Annotated in this window: 12 protein-coding genes; 8 read left to right on the top strand and 4 right to left on the bottom strand. The window is 57.7% G+C overall.

All coding sequences use genetic code 11. The annotated features are described in order from the left end of the window. Positions 1-3: 3 nt before the first annotated feature. Both glpD and ACN0XZ_RS16565 read right to left on the bottom strand, forming a co-directional pair. The gene (gene glpD / locus ACN0XZ_RS16570) at positions 4-1,509 is read right to left on the bottom strand and encodes a glycerol-3-phosphate dehydrogenase (protein WP_417458943.1); all 1,506 of its coding nucleotides are present in this window, start codon (positions 1,507-1,509) and stop codon (positions 4-6) included. Continuing rightward, complete coding sequence (locus tag ACN0XZ_RS16565) at positions 1,506-1,964, bottom strand: hypothetical protein (RefSeq protein ID WP_417458914.1); 459 nt, start codon at positions 1,962-1,964, stop codon at positions 1,506-1,508. Before ACN0XZ_RS16565 ends, glpD begins: the two co-directional genes overlap by 4 nt. Before the next feature lie 300 nt (positions 1,965-2,264). Here ACN0XZ_RS16565 and ACN0XZ_RS16560 point away from each other — a divergent pair, with 300 nt between their 5' ends. Beyond that, the gene (locus ACN0XZ_RS16560; RefSeq protein WP_417458913.1) at positions 2,265-3,230 is read left to right on the top strand and encodes a glucokinase; all 966 of its coding nucleotides are present in this window, start codon (positions 2,265-2,267) and stop codon (positions 3,228-3,230) included. 12 nt (positions 3,231-3,242) lie between these two features. Here ACN0XZ_RS16560 and ACN0XZ_RS16555 read toward each other — a convergent pair whose 3' ends face one another. After that, positions 3,243-4,232, bottom strand: a complete 990-nt coding sequence (locus ACN0XZ_RS16555; protein ID WP_417458912.1) for a hypothetical protein — start codon at positions 4,230-4,232, stop codon at positions 3,243-3,245. Between the two features lie 694 nt (positions 4,233-4,926). Between ACN0XZ_RS16555 and ACN0XZ_RS16550 the strand changes: the two genes are divergently transcribed. From ACN0XZ_RS16550 to ACN0XZ_RS16540, 3 genes are read left to right on the top strand one after another with little or no spacing between them, the layout of a single operon-like run. Further along, on the top strand, positions 4,927-5,379 hold the full coding sequence (locus ACN0XZ_RS16550) for an ATP-dependent zinc protease (RefSeq protein WP_417458911.1): 453 nt from the start codon (positions 4,927-4,929) through the stop codon (positions 5,377-5,379). Positions 5,380-5,391: 12 nt separating this feature from the next. Next, positions 5,392-6,297, top strand: a complete 906-nt coding sequence (gene rimK / locus ACN0XZ_RS16545) for a 30S ribosomal protein S6--L-glutamate ligase (RefSeq protein WP_417458910.1) — start codon at positions 5,392-5,394, stop codon at positions 6,295-6,297. Positions 6,298-6,300: 3 nt separating this feature from the next. Further along, positions 6,301-7,347: a succinylglutamate desuccinylase/aspartoacylase family protein gene (locus tag ACN0XZ_RS16540; RefSeq protein ID WP_417458909.1), complete on the top strand. Its 1,047-nt coding sequence runs from the start codon at positions 6,301-6,303 to the stop codon at positions 7,345-7,347. A 10-nt stretch (positions 7,348-7,357) separates the two neighbouring features. On the opposite strand, the gene ACN0XZ_RS16535 is transcribed toward ACN0XZ_RS16540, so the two are convergent. Then, the gene (locus ACN0XZ_RS16535; protein ID WP_417458908.1) at positions 7,358-8,668 is read right to left on the bottom strand and encodes an NAD(P)/FAD-dependent oxidoreductase; all 1,311 of its coding nucleotides are present in this window, start codon (positions 8,666-8,668) and stop codon (positions 7,358-7,360) included. Positions 8,669-8,953: 285 nt separating this feature from the next. On the opposite strand from ACN0XZ_RS16535, the gene ACN0XZ_RS16530 reads away from it, so the two are divergent. From ACN0XZ_RS16530 to ACN0XZ_RS16515, 4 genes are all read left to right on the top strand, one after another. Beyond that, entirely contained in the window at positions 8,954-9,871 is a 918-nt protein-coding gene (locus tag ACN0XZ_RS16530) for a dihydrodipicolinate synthase family protein (RefSeq protein ID WP_417458907.1), read from the top strand. A 2-nt stretch (positions 9,872-9,873) separates the two neighbouring features. Then, positions 9,874-10,872: a 4-hydroxyproline epimerase gene (locus tag ACN0XZ_RS16525; protein ID WP_417458906.1), complete on the top strand. Its 999-nt coding sequence runs from the start codon at positions 9,874-9,876 to the stop codon at positions 10,870-10,872. A gap of 33 nt (positions 10,873-10,905) precedes the next feature. Then, on the top strand, positions 10,906-12,339 hold the full coding sequence (locus ACN0XZ_RS16520) for an aldehyde dehydrogenase family protein (RefSeq protein ID WP_417458905.1): 1,434 nt from the start codon (positions 10,906-10,908) through the stop codon (positions 12,337-12,339). Positions 12,340-12,492: 153 nt separating this feature from the next. Then, complete coding sequence (locus ACN0XZ_RS16515) at positions 12,493-13,644, top strand: serine hydrolase domain-containing protein (protein WP_417458904.1); 1,152 nt, start codon at positions 12,493-12,495, stop codon at positions 13,642-13,644. The last annotated feature ends 28 nt before the right edge of the window (positions 13,645-13,672 follow it).

Below are 13,672 nucleotides of genomic sequence, written 5' to 3'. Positions count from 1 at the left end.
CACTTAGGCGCTGGGCTGGGATTTCATCCAGGCGGCCAGGTTTTTCTGCTCAGCCGCCGTGAGAGAAAGGCCCAGTTTGCTGCGGCGCCACAGCACATCATCTGCCGTTTGCGCCCATTCGTGTGCCATCAGGTAACGCACCTCAGCCTCATAAAGCCCGCCGCCAAAATGCTGGCCAAGCTCATCAATCGTTGTGGCATCGCCTATCACGCGCGCAAGCTCACTGCCGTAAGCAAGGCACAGGCGCCGCACCACGCTTGGTGTCAGCCAGTCCAGTTTCGCTTGTACGGTAGCATAAAAGCCCTCAAAATCCCCACCCGGTATGTCGCCGCCGGGCAAGGCGGCACCTTCGGTCCAGTCGTCTTTGGCGTGCAGATATGGGTGCAGTTTTTCAAATACATCTTCCGCCAGCCGCCGGTAGGTCGTTACCTTGCCGCCATAGATGCTGAGAAGTGGTGGCATGCCGTGCTTGGCTTCAAGGTCCAGCACATAGTCACGGGTCAGCTTGGATGCGCTTTTGGCACCATCATCATAAAGTGGGCGCACGCCGGAGAAGCTCCAGACAACCTGTTCCTGCGTGATGGTGGATTTAAAATATTCTGAAGCCAGGGCGCACAGATATGTCACCTCCTCACCATCAATATGCACCCGTGCCGGGTCATCGGTGAAGGGCACATCGGTGGTGCCGATCATGGTGTAATCGTCGCGGTAAGGGATGGCAAAAACCACACGGCCATCGCTGCCCTGAAAGGTGAAGGCCTGCGCGCCCTCATAAAGCTTCGGCACCACAATATGGCTGCCTTTTACGAGCCGCATGTTGTTCACGCGCCCGCTATCAACGGGCAGGTGTTCCTGCACCGCGTCAACCCAAGGGCCGGCCGCGTTGATAAGCGCCCGCGCCTTGATGGAAATACGCTTACGGGCAGGTGTCTCAATCTCTGCGACCCAATGCCCACCTTCAGTGCTTGCGCGCAAGAAACGGTGGCGGGGCAGGATGGTGGCGCCGTGGTTTGCTGCGTCCCGCGCGTTCGCGATCACAAGGCGGCTGTCGTCCACCCAGCAATCGGAATATTCAAAACCCTTTTTATAGTCGTCCTTGAGCGGCGCGCCCGCTTCATCTTGCCGGAGGTTGAGGGTTCGCGTGGTGGGTAGTTTTTTTCGCCCGCCTATATGGTCATACAGCCATAATCCGAGACGAAGAATAAACGCAGGCCGCAAGCCCTTATGGTGTGGCAGCACAAAGCGCATGGGGTGAATGAGGTGCGGTGCCATCGCCATCAGCGTTTCCCGCTCCTGCAGGCTCTCCCGCACGAGGCGAAACTCATAATGCTCGAGATAGCGCAGCCCACCATGGATAAGCTTTGAGCTGGCGCTTGAGGTCGCGCTTGCAAGGTCGTTCTGCTCAACAAGAGTTACGGAAAGGCCCCGGCCAATACCGTCCCGCGCGATACCGGCACCATTGATGCCGCCGCCTATGATCAGAATATCCGTTACAGGTGCGTCGCTCATTTGCATGATATGGTGCCGGAAACCGGGATGGTTGTCGACCAGCCATCGGTTTTGTTCACCATTAAAACACCAACATGGGTGTCGCCCTCTTCCGTCTCGTCTGGTTTTGCAAATCTTACGCTCAGGCGTGCGGTCATGCCGTCTGCTCTGAAGGCTTGCAGGCTTGGGAAGCCATCAATCGAATCTCGCGTGGCGCGGGTTTGCGTAAGTTGGCGGCTCGCGCCATCAAGTGCGATCACGGCTCCCGTGTTGCCTGTTTGCTGGAAAAGAACCACCGCGCCAGTGTTTGCCCAAGTGCCGGAGCGGGCCTTGAGGGCAAGGCCGCATTTATCCGAAAGATTGCTTTCGGCGAGTGGTCCCACGCGCATGAACTGCGGCGCGACAGTCGGCCGGGTATGCGTATTTTGACACGCTGCTGTTCCCAGAAGCAGCGCGGTCAAAACCAAACGCTTCACACTGTTTCCCCTCAAACTTTGTTTTGAGGCTCTCGCCTCTCTTTTGCACCACAGCAAACTCGGCAGCCGGAATCAAGTCGTACGCGGCTATGTGGTCTGTTTTTCTGGCAGGGCGTGTTGTCGCTGACTTGGGGAAGTTTGCGCAAAGCCGCGTCGTTACTGAATTGACAGCGCTGTCTTTGAGAGGTAAAGACACAAGATACTATTGGTCAAGAAGGGGTGCGAAATGGGAAGTTTCCGCGCCCCCTGTGTTGAGGTTGGCGCTTCAGGGTGTTGAGTTGCGCCGGGGAAGGGATCGTTATGTCGAACACTGAAACGTGTATTGTTGCCGATATTGGCGGCACCAATGGACGGTTTGGGATTGCCCGTTTTATTGAGGGCGACAAAAAACCTCACATTGAGAAAGTTTCAGTGTTTCCCTGTGCGGATTCTTCCGGTGTCAGCCCTATGCTCGGTAAATATATCGGCCAATTGGGTGTGGCTGACCGCCCCAGGATGGCCCGCCTCGCGATCGCAGGCCCTACTACCGCACGTCATGGCCGGTTAACCAACCTTGGCTGGCAAGCGGATGCGGGTGTGCTGGAGGCAGACCACAGCCTTGAGAGCGTGAAGCTTCTCAACGATTTTGGCGCTCTCGCTGGCGCGTGCCAGTTTCTTGAAGAAGGTGCTGATTATATTCAGCTTAAAAAAGGTGTTGAAGACGGCAAAGGGCCGATCTCGGTCATGGGGCCGGGGACAGGCTTTGGTGTTGCGCTTCTCGTGCCGATGGCCGGTGATTGGATCACTGTGCCGACAGAGGGTGGCAACATGGCGTTTGCGCCCTCTACCCGGCTTGAACATGACCTGACAGAACACCTGCGCGCTGAAATGGGCCATGTGTCGGTTGAGACCTTCCTGTGCGGGGAAGGGATCGCGCGCATTCACCGTTTCCTGGTGGACTATGGCGGCAGTGGTGACCGTGGCCTCTCACCGGCCGAGATCACCAAGCTGGCCGGTGAGGGTGGCGCGCCGTCTTGCACGCGTGCGGTGCAGCTATTCCTCTCCATCGTTGGCAGTTCTGCGGGCAATATCGCACTGGCCCACGGGGCCACAGGCGGCGTGTTCCTCGGCGGGGGTATCCTGCCCAAGATCATGGGCATGGTGCCGTCAAGCGACCTGTTGCGCCGTTTTGTCGCCAAAGGTCCGATGCAGCCTTATCTCGAGCGTATCTCGGTGAACCTGATCACCGCAAAATACGCGGCGCTGATCGGCTCTGCCGTCCTTTAGCACGCGGCGTCGCTACCGGTTGGTGATCAAGGTTTCGCTTGCGTCAAAGAGCTTGCGCTCAGCGAGGCTGCCATTTTCCTTATAGTGATACTCTATGCGGTGAAACCCTGCGGGGTGCATGGCTGGTTGGCCTTCCGCGCCATAATAGGCGACACCGTCGCGCTGCATAGCCTCGGTGTAGCTGCGGCTTGAATAGGCATAGGGTGCGTAAGGCCTTGCCTGTGCGTCGAAATAATAGACCCGTGCAGGTTTGCCAAAACTGTTGAAATCCCGCCATTCAATGCGGCTGAAGCCAGCGGACATGGCCGTGAGCTTCCCGCTTGCATCTTGCGCTTCTTCGCTCAGAAAATTGCCAAACTCATCAAAACTGAAGGAAACACGGGCATACCCAAGGCTGCCGTTAAGCAGCTTGCCTTCAGCGTTTTCATATTGCCGATAAAGCGCCATATCATTGGCGTCATAGGCGAAGGAGGCGACGGCAAAGCCGTTATGCTCTGGCACAATCTCTCCGTCCCGGCTGAAGCGAGTTTCCGTAATCACGCGGCCTTCATTGTCCCGCTCTACCCGCACTTCACTATAGCCACTTGGGGTAACACCTGTGCCGTCGGTCGTTTCAAAACTCAGGCGGTGCCAGAAGGCTGTATTGTCGTGGTGATATATTTTGCGGAGGATACCGCCCGCCGCCACCGGCTCGCCTTCTGTGTTCAGGTAAGCCTCAACAGTTTTATCGTTTTCGTAAGTGAGGGTGAGCGTCGCCGCGCCATAATCCCCGGCGGGGCTCGGCTTCCCACTATGCATGAAGGTCACGCGGGTAAGCCTGCCGCGCGCATCATGGCTTAGCACGTAGTGGTCAATGCTTTTGGACTGTTGGGGTGTCAGCGGGTAGGCCGGGCGCGGGATACGCTGTGTGTGATCAATATTCCACTTCAGATAGGCATGAGTGTCTTGAGCATAAAGCTCTGTGCTCCAGAGCGCGCAGAGCAGGAACAGCAACCTCGTCATATGTAACCCTCGCTTTATAATTTTTCGAGACGTTACATAGTAACCAAGTATAGCTCAAGGTTTTGTGAAGGTAAAAAAAACACCCCGACAGCATGGCCGTCAGGGTGGAGGAATGCTCTTTGCCAAGCGCCAGCCTTGAGTGGGAGAGGGTAGGCGATCGGCTACAGAGGCCCCTAATTCAGGAAACCAGGCCCAGGCGCCCTGTGGGCACTTGTGTGAGGCTTCAGGGAGAGAATACGGCGCTTTATGCAAAAATCAATGCAAATAATGAAAATAATATGCGAAAAATGCTCAATATATGCAGCTTGAGATGACAATATGAGCCTTTTTCGAGATCGTCGGTGCATTATTTGCATTTATTGCAAAAGTATCGATCTTGCTGCTTTTGCTGCTGCAAGAGGCTGGTGCGGTTGTAAGGTGGGGTCACTCGCGCTAGAGTCGCCGCCTGCTTGTGGGACGCAATGCCTTGTTTAGGCGCGCATGGTATGGCTTCGAGCGCGACCTTACGCCGGTATGGGCGAACAAAAAACCGCCAAAAACCGGGCGTAATTGTACCTAGTCTCAAGTCTTTGTTGCTCAATGAATTATTTGGCTTCTAAAGTTGTCAGAATTCAGATAGAGGCAGCGCCGGTTCGGCGATACTGCGCGGTAAGATAAACGGGAAAGTTTCCTTACCGCACTTGGAGATCGCTTTATGAAAAGCAAATTGATTGTCGGGTGGCGAGAGTGGGCAGGGTTGCCGGAATTCTCAATCCCTCACATCAAGGCGAAGATTGATACTGGTGCCAAAACGTCGGCCCTGCATGCCTACCGCATCAAGAAAGTGATGCGCGACGGTGCGCCGTGGGCCGAGTTTTTTGTGCATCCTGTGCAGCGGCACAGGAAACCAGAGATTAAGTGCGCCGCTCCCATTGTGGGTGAGCGCGAAGTAAAAAGTTCAAATGGCGTGGTGCAGAAACGTCTGGTGGTCTCTACCCGACTGGTACTTGGTCCATTTGTACAGAAAATTGAGCTGACACTAACAAATCGGGACGAAATGGGGTTCCGCCTTCTTGTTGGCCGGCAGGCGCTTTCAAAGCGCTATCTGGTTGATAGTGGCCTGTCATATGGCCTTGGCGAACCCGAAGACGACCGGTGGCAACAATAAGGATTTTGGAAAATGCGTATCGCACTCCTGACCCGCAACGCCAACCTATACTCCCATGTCCGGCTGATTGAGGCGGCGGAGAAGCGCGGCCATACCATGGACCCTATCGATACGCTCAAGGTCTATATCAACATTGCTTCGCACCGGCCTGAGATGCGCTACAAGGGCGATATTGTGGAGGGCTATGACGCTGTTATCCCACGGATTGGTGCCTCGATCACCTCCTTCGGTACCGCCGTTTTGCGCCAGTTTGAGGTGCAGGGCATATACCCTTTGAACGAATCTGTCGCCATCACCCGGTCGCGTGACAAGCTGCGTTCGTTCCAGCTTCTTTCCCGCCGCGGCATCGGTTTGCCGCTTACCGCATTTGCGCATGGCACCAGTGAGGCAGACGACGTGATTGACATGGTTGGCGGCACACCGGTTGTGATCAAGCTTCTGGAAGGTACGCAAGGTGTGGGTGTTGTGCTCGCGGATACCAAAGACGCCGCACGGTCCATGATCCAGGCGTTTGGCAAGCTGAAGGCCAATATCCTCGTGCAGGAATATATCAAGGAAGCCAAAGCCCAGGATATCCGCTGCCTTGTGGTCGGCGGCAAGGTGATTGCCTCCATGATGCGCAAGGGCGCGGACGGTGAGTTCCGCTCCAACCTCCACCGGGGTGGCTCCTCCCGCACCATTAAAATTACGCCTGAGGAACGATCCACGGCTGTGCGCGCGGCGAAGGTCATGGGCCTCAATGTTGCGGGTGTTGACATGCTGCGCTCCAACCATGGCCCGGTGATCATGGAGGTAAACTCCTCCCCCGGCCTTGAAGGCATCGAGAAAGCAACAGGCATTGACGTTGCGGGCAAGATCATTGAATTTATCGAAGCAAACGCAAAACCGAACCGTACCCAAACCAAAGGCAAGGGCTAACCCATGAAAACACGTGCACCTTTTGAAATTGCAGGACAAAAGGTGCAGCCGGGCAGCCGGGTTTCCATGTCGCTTTCCATGCCGGGGCAGTCGCGGTATACGCCGCTTTCCATGCCGCTTCACGTCATCCACGGCAAGAAGGACGGCCCCACGGTTTTCATCAATGCGGCTATCCACGGGGATGAGATCAACGGTATTGAGATCATCCGCCAGCTGCTGAAGCAGAAGTCGCTCAACCGTATCCGGGGTACGCTTCTGTGCGTGCCGGTGGTGAACGTCTACGGCTTTCTGCACCACACCCGTTATATGCCTGACCGGCGCGACCTTAACCGGGGCTTTCCGGGGTCTGAGCATGGCTCGCTGACCTCGCGTGTGGCCCACGTGTTCAGGAAGCAGATCATTGACCGGTCTGATTACGGTATCGACCTGCACACAGGCTCAAACCACCGCACCAACTTCCCGCATATTCGCGCCAATATGGCCGACGCGGAAACCGCCAAACTCGCCCGCGCGTTCAACACCGCCGTGATTGTGAATGCGAGCCTGAGGGACGGCTCTTTGCGCGGCTATGCGGTGGAAAAAGGCATCCCTGTGCTTTTGTATGAAGCGGGTGAGGCGCTCAGGTTTGACAAGCTGGCGGTCAGCGCCGGGGTGCGCGGTATCCTCAATGTTCTGGGCAGCGTTGGCATGATCAAACGCGAGGTGAAGCGCAGGCCGCACGTAACGCTTGAGGCTGGCAGTTCACACTGGGTTCGGGGTGCGCGCTCAGGCCTTATCCGGGAACCAATTCGGCTCGGCACGAGGGTCGAAGCGGGCGACAGGCTGGCCTATCTGTCTGACCTTCTGGGCGACGAACAGGTCGAGATCAAAGCCACGCAGGAAGGCGTGGTGATCGGGCGCACCAACCTGCCCATCGTCAATGAAGGTGACGCGCTTTTCCATGTTGCCGAGTTCGATAATACGGACAAGGCAGACAAAACGGTCGAGCGCTTCCGCGCCTCCCTCGAAGGGCTTGGCGAAGGCGATTATATCGACCCGCTCGCGGAATAATCATTACGCTTCAGAAACGATCTACCCTGAACGGGTTTACATCGATTCCGGCATCGAAACTTGTGGTGATGCCCAGCATTACGCGGGCGCTTATGGCCGCCTGGGTTAAGCCAAGGTGTTGATGACCAAAGCAAAAATAGACACCAGCATGCTTTGGTGCCTTGCCCATCACTGGCAGGCTGTCGGGCAGGGTGGGGCGAAAACCCATCCACGGCCTTATGCCTTCAGGTGTGGCGCGCTGTGGTGAAAGTGTGACGGTTTCTGTGGCGCGAGTGTGGCGGTCGTCACCCCCCAAATCGGGCAGTAGATTTTGCCCTAGCGGCAGCAGCGCAAGTGCTTGTTTCAGTGTCATTTTTGCGTTCAAGCCGCCAAATTCAACACGGCCAGCCAGCCGTAAAACTGCCATTTGAGTGTGGCGCATGGGTGTGGCGACGAAGCGTTTTTCAAAAAAAGTTGTGGGAACACGGGGGCTTACGCTGGGGCGCGGGATATCAAGATGGTATCCGCGCTCCGTCTCGAGCGGAATCTTATATCCGAGCTGCCGGGCCAGCAGATGCGAGTGGGCACCCGCCGCGATCACCACTTTGTCCGCTCGCCAAACTTTATCAGTTGAATAGACCGTCGTGCATTTTGCCCGGTGTTCAATATGGGTAATCTCGGCCTCCTCCACCTTGCCGCCCAACGCCAGAAAATGCGCCTTAAGGGTTTGGGTGAGGGCATAGGGGTCCTCAATATGTGCTGAGTGGCGGAAATAAAGCCCACCCATGAGCGTGGGGTTGAGCGCCGGGTCAAACTGCCCAAGCGCTTTTTGGTCCATCAACTCGCTTTTGATGCTGAAGTGCGCCAGTGCTTCTTTCTCCCGCGCGGCACCTTCAAGCCCTTTAGCGCTCATGTAAGCCACCAAGGTGCCGTCCTGCTTGAGCAGACCATCAAGCCCAAAACGCGCATCAAGGCTTTCGTAGGCCGCGATGGCGCCTGCGTTCAGGCTGGCGATGGCTTCGGTGCTGCGCGCCACCTGTGATGGCCGGGCGGCGAGCAGGAAACGCACAAGCCACGGCATCAGCTTTATGAGGTAACGCCATTTCAGGCTTACCGGGCCATTGGGCTGAAGGAGAAGACCAGGCAGGGCGCGAAGAAGCGCAGGCGTCGCAAGCGGGAAGATATGCTCCGCAGCTATATGCCCCGCGTTCCCATAGGAGCAGCCGCTGCCGACCCCGCCCCGGTCGAGCACAAGAACGCCGTGCCCCGCCGCCTGCAATTCAAGCGCGGTGGTGATGCCGATGATACCGCCACCAATGATGATAAAGTCGTGTTTTTCCATCCGTCTGCCCAACCGCCCTAATGCCTGCCTGATTTTTCTTGCAATAGCATATTGTATACAATATACGCAATTGAGAATTTGGGCCATGAAGCAGGGGGCTGGCGAACGACACCCTGCCGGTGGCCCGTGTTGCGGGCGGGCAGGCTAAGCGCCAATTTTGGCCCTTCTGGTTTGGTGCACCCTCTTTCCCGGCCTTCGGTTCTGGAGGCTAAGGGTCAGCCTCTCCGCCCGCCTTTTTATCTGGCCCCATGCGTGGCCGTATTGGCCTATCTGAAAGGACGAAACATGATCAACTGGTCCGGCGTTTTCCCCGCCACAACAACACAGTTCCATAAGGATGAAAGCCTTGACCTAGAGGCCACCCAGCGGGTGATTGACGGCCTGATATCAGACGGTGTGCACGGCATCATCGCGCTCGGCACGGTGGGGGAAAACTGTTCCCTGAACGCGGAAGAAAAACGCGCGGTACTGAAGGCTGCGGTTGAAGTGGTGGATAGCCGTGTGCCGCTCCTCTCTGGTGTTGCTGAGTTTACACCTAAAGCCGCAGCAGCATATGCCCGCGAAGCTGAGGCGATCGGCGCAGACGGGCTCATGGTCCTGCCCGCGATGGTGTATCAGGCCCAGCCGCGTGAGGTAATCGCGCATTATAAAACGGTGGCCGCTGCCACCAGCCTGCCGATCATGATTTATAACAACCCGGTGTCCTACAAGATCGATATCAAGGTCGAGACCATGGCTGAGCTGGCCAAGATTGAAAACCTCGTCGCGATCAAGGAATCGACGGAAGATACCCGCCGCATCATTGATTTGCAGAACGCCTTCGGCGACCGCTTCGCCATTTTTGGCGGTGTGGATGATATCGCGCTTGAAGCCCTGATGCTGGGGGCGCAGGGCTGGGTGTCTGGCCTCACCAACGCCTTCCCACGTGAAAGTGTTGCTATCTACAACCTCGCGAAAGCCGGGCGCTATGATGAAGCGCTTGAAATTTACCGCTGGTTCATGCCGCTTCTTGATCTCGATACCATCCCAACACTCGTGCAGTGCATCAAGCTGGTGGAGGAGATCATGGGCCGTGGGTCTGAGGTTGTGCGCTCCCCGCGCATGATGCTCGAGGGGGAAGAGCGTGCTTATGTGCAGGCGGTCACACAGGCTGCGGTAGACGCCCGCCCCACCTTGCCTGCTGACCTCACGAAGGCCGCGTAAACATGGCGCGCCATACCTTCCTGTGCATCGATGGCCACACGGGCGGCAACCCCGTGCGTGTGGTCTCTGGTGCGGTGCCGACACTGAGGGGTGAAACCATGAGCGCCCGGCGGCAGGATTTTATTGCGCATCATGACTGGATACGCCGCGCGCTGGTGCTGGAGCCACGCGGCCATGACCTGATGTCAGGCGCGATTATCTATCCCGCGATCGCAGGCGATGCGGACGCGGCGATCCTCTTTATCGAGACAAGCGGGGCTTTGCCCATGTGCGGGCATGGGCTGATTGGTACCGTGACCATGGGGCTTGAAAACGGTTTGATCAAACCGCGCACCCCGGGGGAGTTGAGCCTTGAGGTGCCCGCGGGCCGCGTGGCTGTGCGCTATGAACAGGTGGGCGACAAGGTGACAAGCGTGTGCATCACCAATGTGGGCTCATACCTCGCGCACCGGGACGTGGAAATTAACGTGCCGGGCCTTGGGGCCATTCGCCTTGATGTGGCGTATGGTGGTAATTTTTATGCGATTATTGACCCACAGGAAAACTTTGGCGGGCTTGAGCATATCACGCCTGGTGATGTGCTGCGCTTCAGCCCTATCGTACGCCGCCTTGTGAACGAGGCTGTCACCATCGCGCACGCGGAAGACACCACCGTGAAAGGCTGCAGCCATGTTATGTGGACAGGTACGCCGAGCGAAGGGGCCGATGGCCGCAACGCGGTTTTTTATGGTGAAAAAGCCATCGACCGCTCACCCTGCGGCACAGGCACCTCGGCCCGGATGGCGCAACTGGTGGCCCGCAAACGTTTAAAGGTGGGTGACAGCTTCATTCATGAAAGCATCATCGGCAGCCGCTTCAGGGGCGGCGTTGTAAAAGAGACAAAAGTGGGTGGCCTGCCCGGTATCATCCCGTCTATAGAAGGGACGGCTTATATGACCGGGATCAACACCATATTCGTGGATGAAGGGGAGCCATTCCCCCACGGGTTTCAGGTTATCTGAGATACACACTCAACCGTCTGGAGGGAGACGACAGTGGACAAGTTTTATAATTATATCGACGGCGCATGGGTTGAAGGCGAGAGCTACACTGAGAACATAAACCCATCCAATACGGCGGATGTGATTGGCGAATATGCGCAGGCCAGCCGCGAGCAGGCCGAAGCCGCCATCTCTGCCGCGAACGCCGCCGCCCACGGCTGGGCACGCTCAGGCATTCAGGCACGGTTTGACGCACTCGACTATATCGGCACCCAGCTTCTGGCCCGGAAGGAAGAACTGGGCGAACTGCTATCACGCGAGGAAGGCAAAACCCGCGCTGAAGGCATTGGCGAGGTGGCGCGTGCGGGCCAGATATTCAAGTTTTTTGCGGGCGAAACCCTGCGCCCCGGTGGTGAAGCCTTGCCGTCTACCCGTCCCGGCATGGGGGTTGAGCTGACCCGTGAGCCCGTGGGTGTGATTGGCATGATCACACCGTGGAACTTCCCCATCGCGATCCCCGCGTGGAAGATCGCGCCTGCGCTCGCGCACGGCAACTGCGTGGTGTTCAAACCGGCGGGGCTTGTGCCGGGCTCTGCCTGGGCGCTTGCGGATATCATCGCACAGGCAGGCTTGCCCAAAGGCGTGTTCAACCTGGTGATGGGCTCTGGCCGCGTGGTGGGTGATGCGATCGTGAACTCAGAGGGCATTGATGGGATCAGCTTCACCGGCAGCGTGCCAACGGGGCGTGATATTCTCGCGAAAGCCGCCGCGCGCGGCGCCAAAGTGCAGCTTGAGATGGGCGGCAAAAACCCGCTTGTGGTGCTGGATGATGCCAACCTTGATATCGCGGTTGATTGTGCGCTTCAGGGCGCTTTCTTCTCAACCGGGCAACGCTGTACGGCATCCTCCCGTTTGATTGTCACCGAAGGTATCCATGATCAGTTTGTCGCGGCGCTTAGGGAAGCAACAGCCAAGCTGCGTGTTGGTGATGCGCTCAAGGGTGAAACCCAGATCGGGCCGGTGGTGGACAAGGGCCAGCTTGATAGCAACATGCGCTATGTGGAGCAGGCTGTGGCCGAGGGCGGTACGCTGGCGTGCGGTGGTGAGCTGTTGGACGGCGACGGCTTTTACATGAGCCCGGCGCTGATCACGAACACCACGCCTGATATGACCATCAACCGCGAAGAGGTGTTCGGCCCGGTCGCCAGTGTGGTGAAGGTGAAGGACTATAAAGAAGCGCTGCGTGTTGCGAATGACTGTGAATTTGGCTTGTCTGCGGGCATTTGCACCACGTCCCTTGAGTATGCGACCGACTTCAAGCGGAACGCGGAAGCAGGCATGGTGATGGTGAACCTGCCAACCGCAGGCGTGGATTATCACGTACCGTTTGGCGGGCGTAAAGGCTCAAGCTATGGCAGCCGCGAGCAGGGTGCCTATGCGCGGGAGTTCTACACCACGGTTAAAACCGCCTACACCCGCTCAGCTTAAGTGCTGGCATATTGATACAATGCTTGCTGCCCGCCGGGGTTTCCGGGCGGGCAGTTTTATTGAGAGCTGCGACACATTGGCCCGTGCCCCTTGTGTGGCCTGCTCCCCCTTCTTACCTTCATGAACAGGCAATCGCTCATGGGGACAAGACGAATGGCACGTTTCTCGAAGATCAGGCTTCTGATGGCGACACTTCTGTTTGCAACGCCAGCAAGCGCGGAAGATGACGACATCATGCGGCTCAGGCGCGCGCTTGAAAACGGTGATGCTCTGGTTGCCAGCAAGGCAAACTCGGCCGAGCTATACAGCCTTGTTGAGCGCATGGCGCATTATAAGGTGCCGGGGCTGTCGGTTGCGGTGGTCGAGGGCGGCGCAACGGTTTTTGCGGACGCTTATGGTGATGCGCGCACAGGTGAACCCGCGACCCCGGTGACGCTTTTTCAGGCCGCGTCGATCAGCAAGCCGGTAACCGCTGTTGCGGTGATGCGGCTTGTTGAAATGGGCAATCTGAATTTGGATGCGGATATCAGCACCTATCTGACCTCATGGAAATTGCCCGAAGGCGCGCAGGATGCGGCGCATCCGGTCACCATAAGGCGTATTCTTTCCCACACGGCGGGTTTTACCGTGCATGGCTTCCGAGGCTATGCGCCCGATGAGCCGGTGCCGACTGTGATAGAGGTTCTGAATGGTGCAGCCCCCGCCAACTCCCCTGCCATCTATGTAGACCAGGTACCGGGTGCTGCGTGGCGCTATTCCGGCGGTGGCTACACGGTGTTGCAGCAACTGATGGAGGATGTGACCGGCCAGCCGTTTGCAGAGCTGATGCAAGAGCTGGTGCTGGAGCCCTTTGGCATGAAGCACAGCACCTTCATGCAGCCTCTTGACGGCTTGCATTACGCCTTTGCGGCGGGCGCGCATGATGATGAGGGCAAAGCCCGCCCGACCCACACCTACCCCGAGCTTGCGGCGGCGGGCCTCTGGACCACACCGTCTGACCTCGCCGCGCTTCTCGTGAACCTGATGGCATCCTATAGGGGCGAGGGCGGTGTGCTTTCAAAAGCCTCGGTCGTGGAGCTGACAACACAGGTGACGGACGGCATGGGCCCCGGCTTTGCGGTGGACGGGCAAGGCGAGGGCCTGCGCCTCACCCATGGTGGCTCAAACCGGGGGTTCAGGTGTTTCCTCGCCGCCTGGCCCGAACGGGGGCAGGGCGTTGTGCTGATGGGTAACGGCGAACAGGGCGGCCCATTGCAGCGCGAGGTATTTGAAAACCTGACCCGGCACTATGGCTGGCCGGGTTAGGTTAACACTCTCGTTTGTACCGCCGCCG

The organism is Kordiimonas sp., assembly GCF_048264555.1.
GTDB lineage: Bacteria > Pseudomonadota > Alphaproteobacteria > Sphingomonadales > Kordiimonadaceae > Kordiimonas.
The sequence above is the reverse complement of the archived record's forward strand: the minus strand, read 5'-3'. Positions and strand labels throughout refer to the sequence as shown.

What these genes read in the sequence shown, in the direction of transcription:
- ACN0XZ_RS16560 (WP_417458913.1), top strand. Translation starts at nt 2,265, where the DNA reads ATGTCGAACACTGAAACGTGTATTGTTGCCGATATTGGCGGCACCAAT.
- ACN0XZ_RS16530 (WP_417458907.1), top strand. Translation starts at nt 8,954, where the DNA reads ATGATCAACTGGTCCGGCGTTTTCCCCGCCACAACAACACAGTTCCAT.
- glpD (WP_417458943.1), bottom strand. Translation starts at nt 1,509, where the DNA reads ATGAGCGACGCACCTGTAACGGATATTCTGATCATAGGCGGCGGCATC.
- ACN0XZ_RS16555 (WP_417458912.1), bottom strand. Translation starts at nt 4,232, where the DNA reads ATGACGAGGTTGCTGTTCCTGCTCTGCGCGCTCTGGAGCACAGAGCTT.
- ACN0XZ_RS16550 (WP_417458911.1), top strand. Translation starts at nt 4,927, where the DNA reads ATGAAAAGCAAATTGATTGTCGGGTGGCGAGAGTGGGCAGGGTTGCCG.
- rimK (WP_417458910.1), top strand. Translation starts at nt 5,392, where the DNA reads ATGCGTATCGCACTCCTGACCCGCAACGCCAACCTATACTCCCATGTC.
- ACN0XZ_RS16525 (WP_417458906.1), top strand. Translation starts at nt 9,874, where the DNA reads ATGGCGCGCCATACCTTCCTGTGCATCGATGGCCACACGGGCGGCAAC.
- ACN0XZ_RS16535 (WP_417458908.1), bottom strand. Translation starts at nt 8,668, where the DNA reads ATGGAAAAACACGACTTTATCATCATTGGTGGCGGTATCATCGGCATC.
- ACN0XZ_RS16515 (WP_417458904.1), top strand. Translation starts at nt 12,493, where the DNA reads ATGGCACGTTTCTCGAAGATCAGGCTTCTGATGGCGACACTTCTGTTT.
- ACN0XZ_RS16540 (WP_417458909.1), top strand. Translation starts at nt 6,301, where the DNA reads ATGAAAACACGTGCACCTTTTGAAATTGCAGGACAAAAGGTGCAGCCG.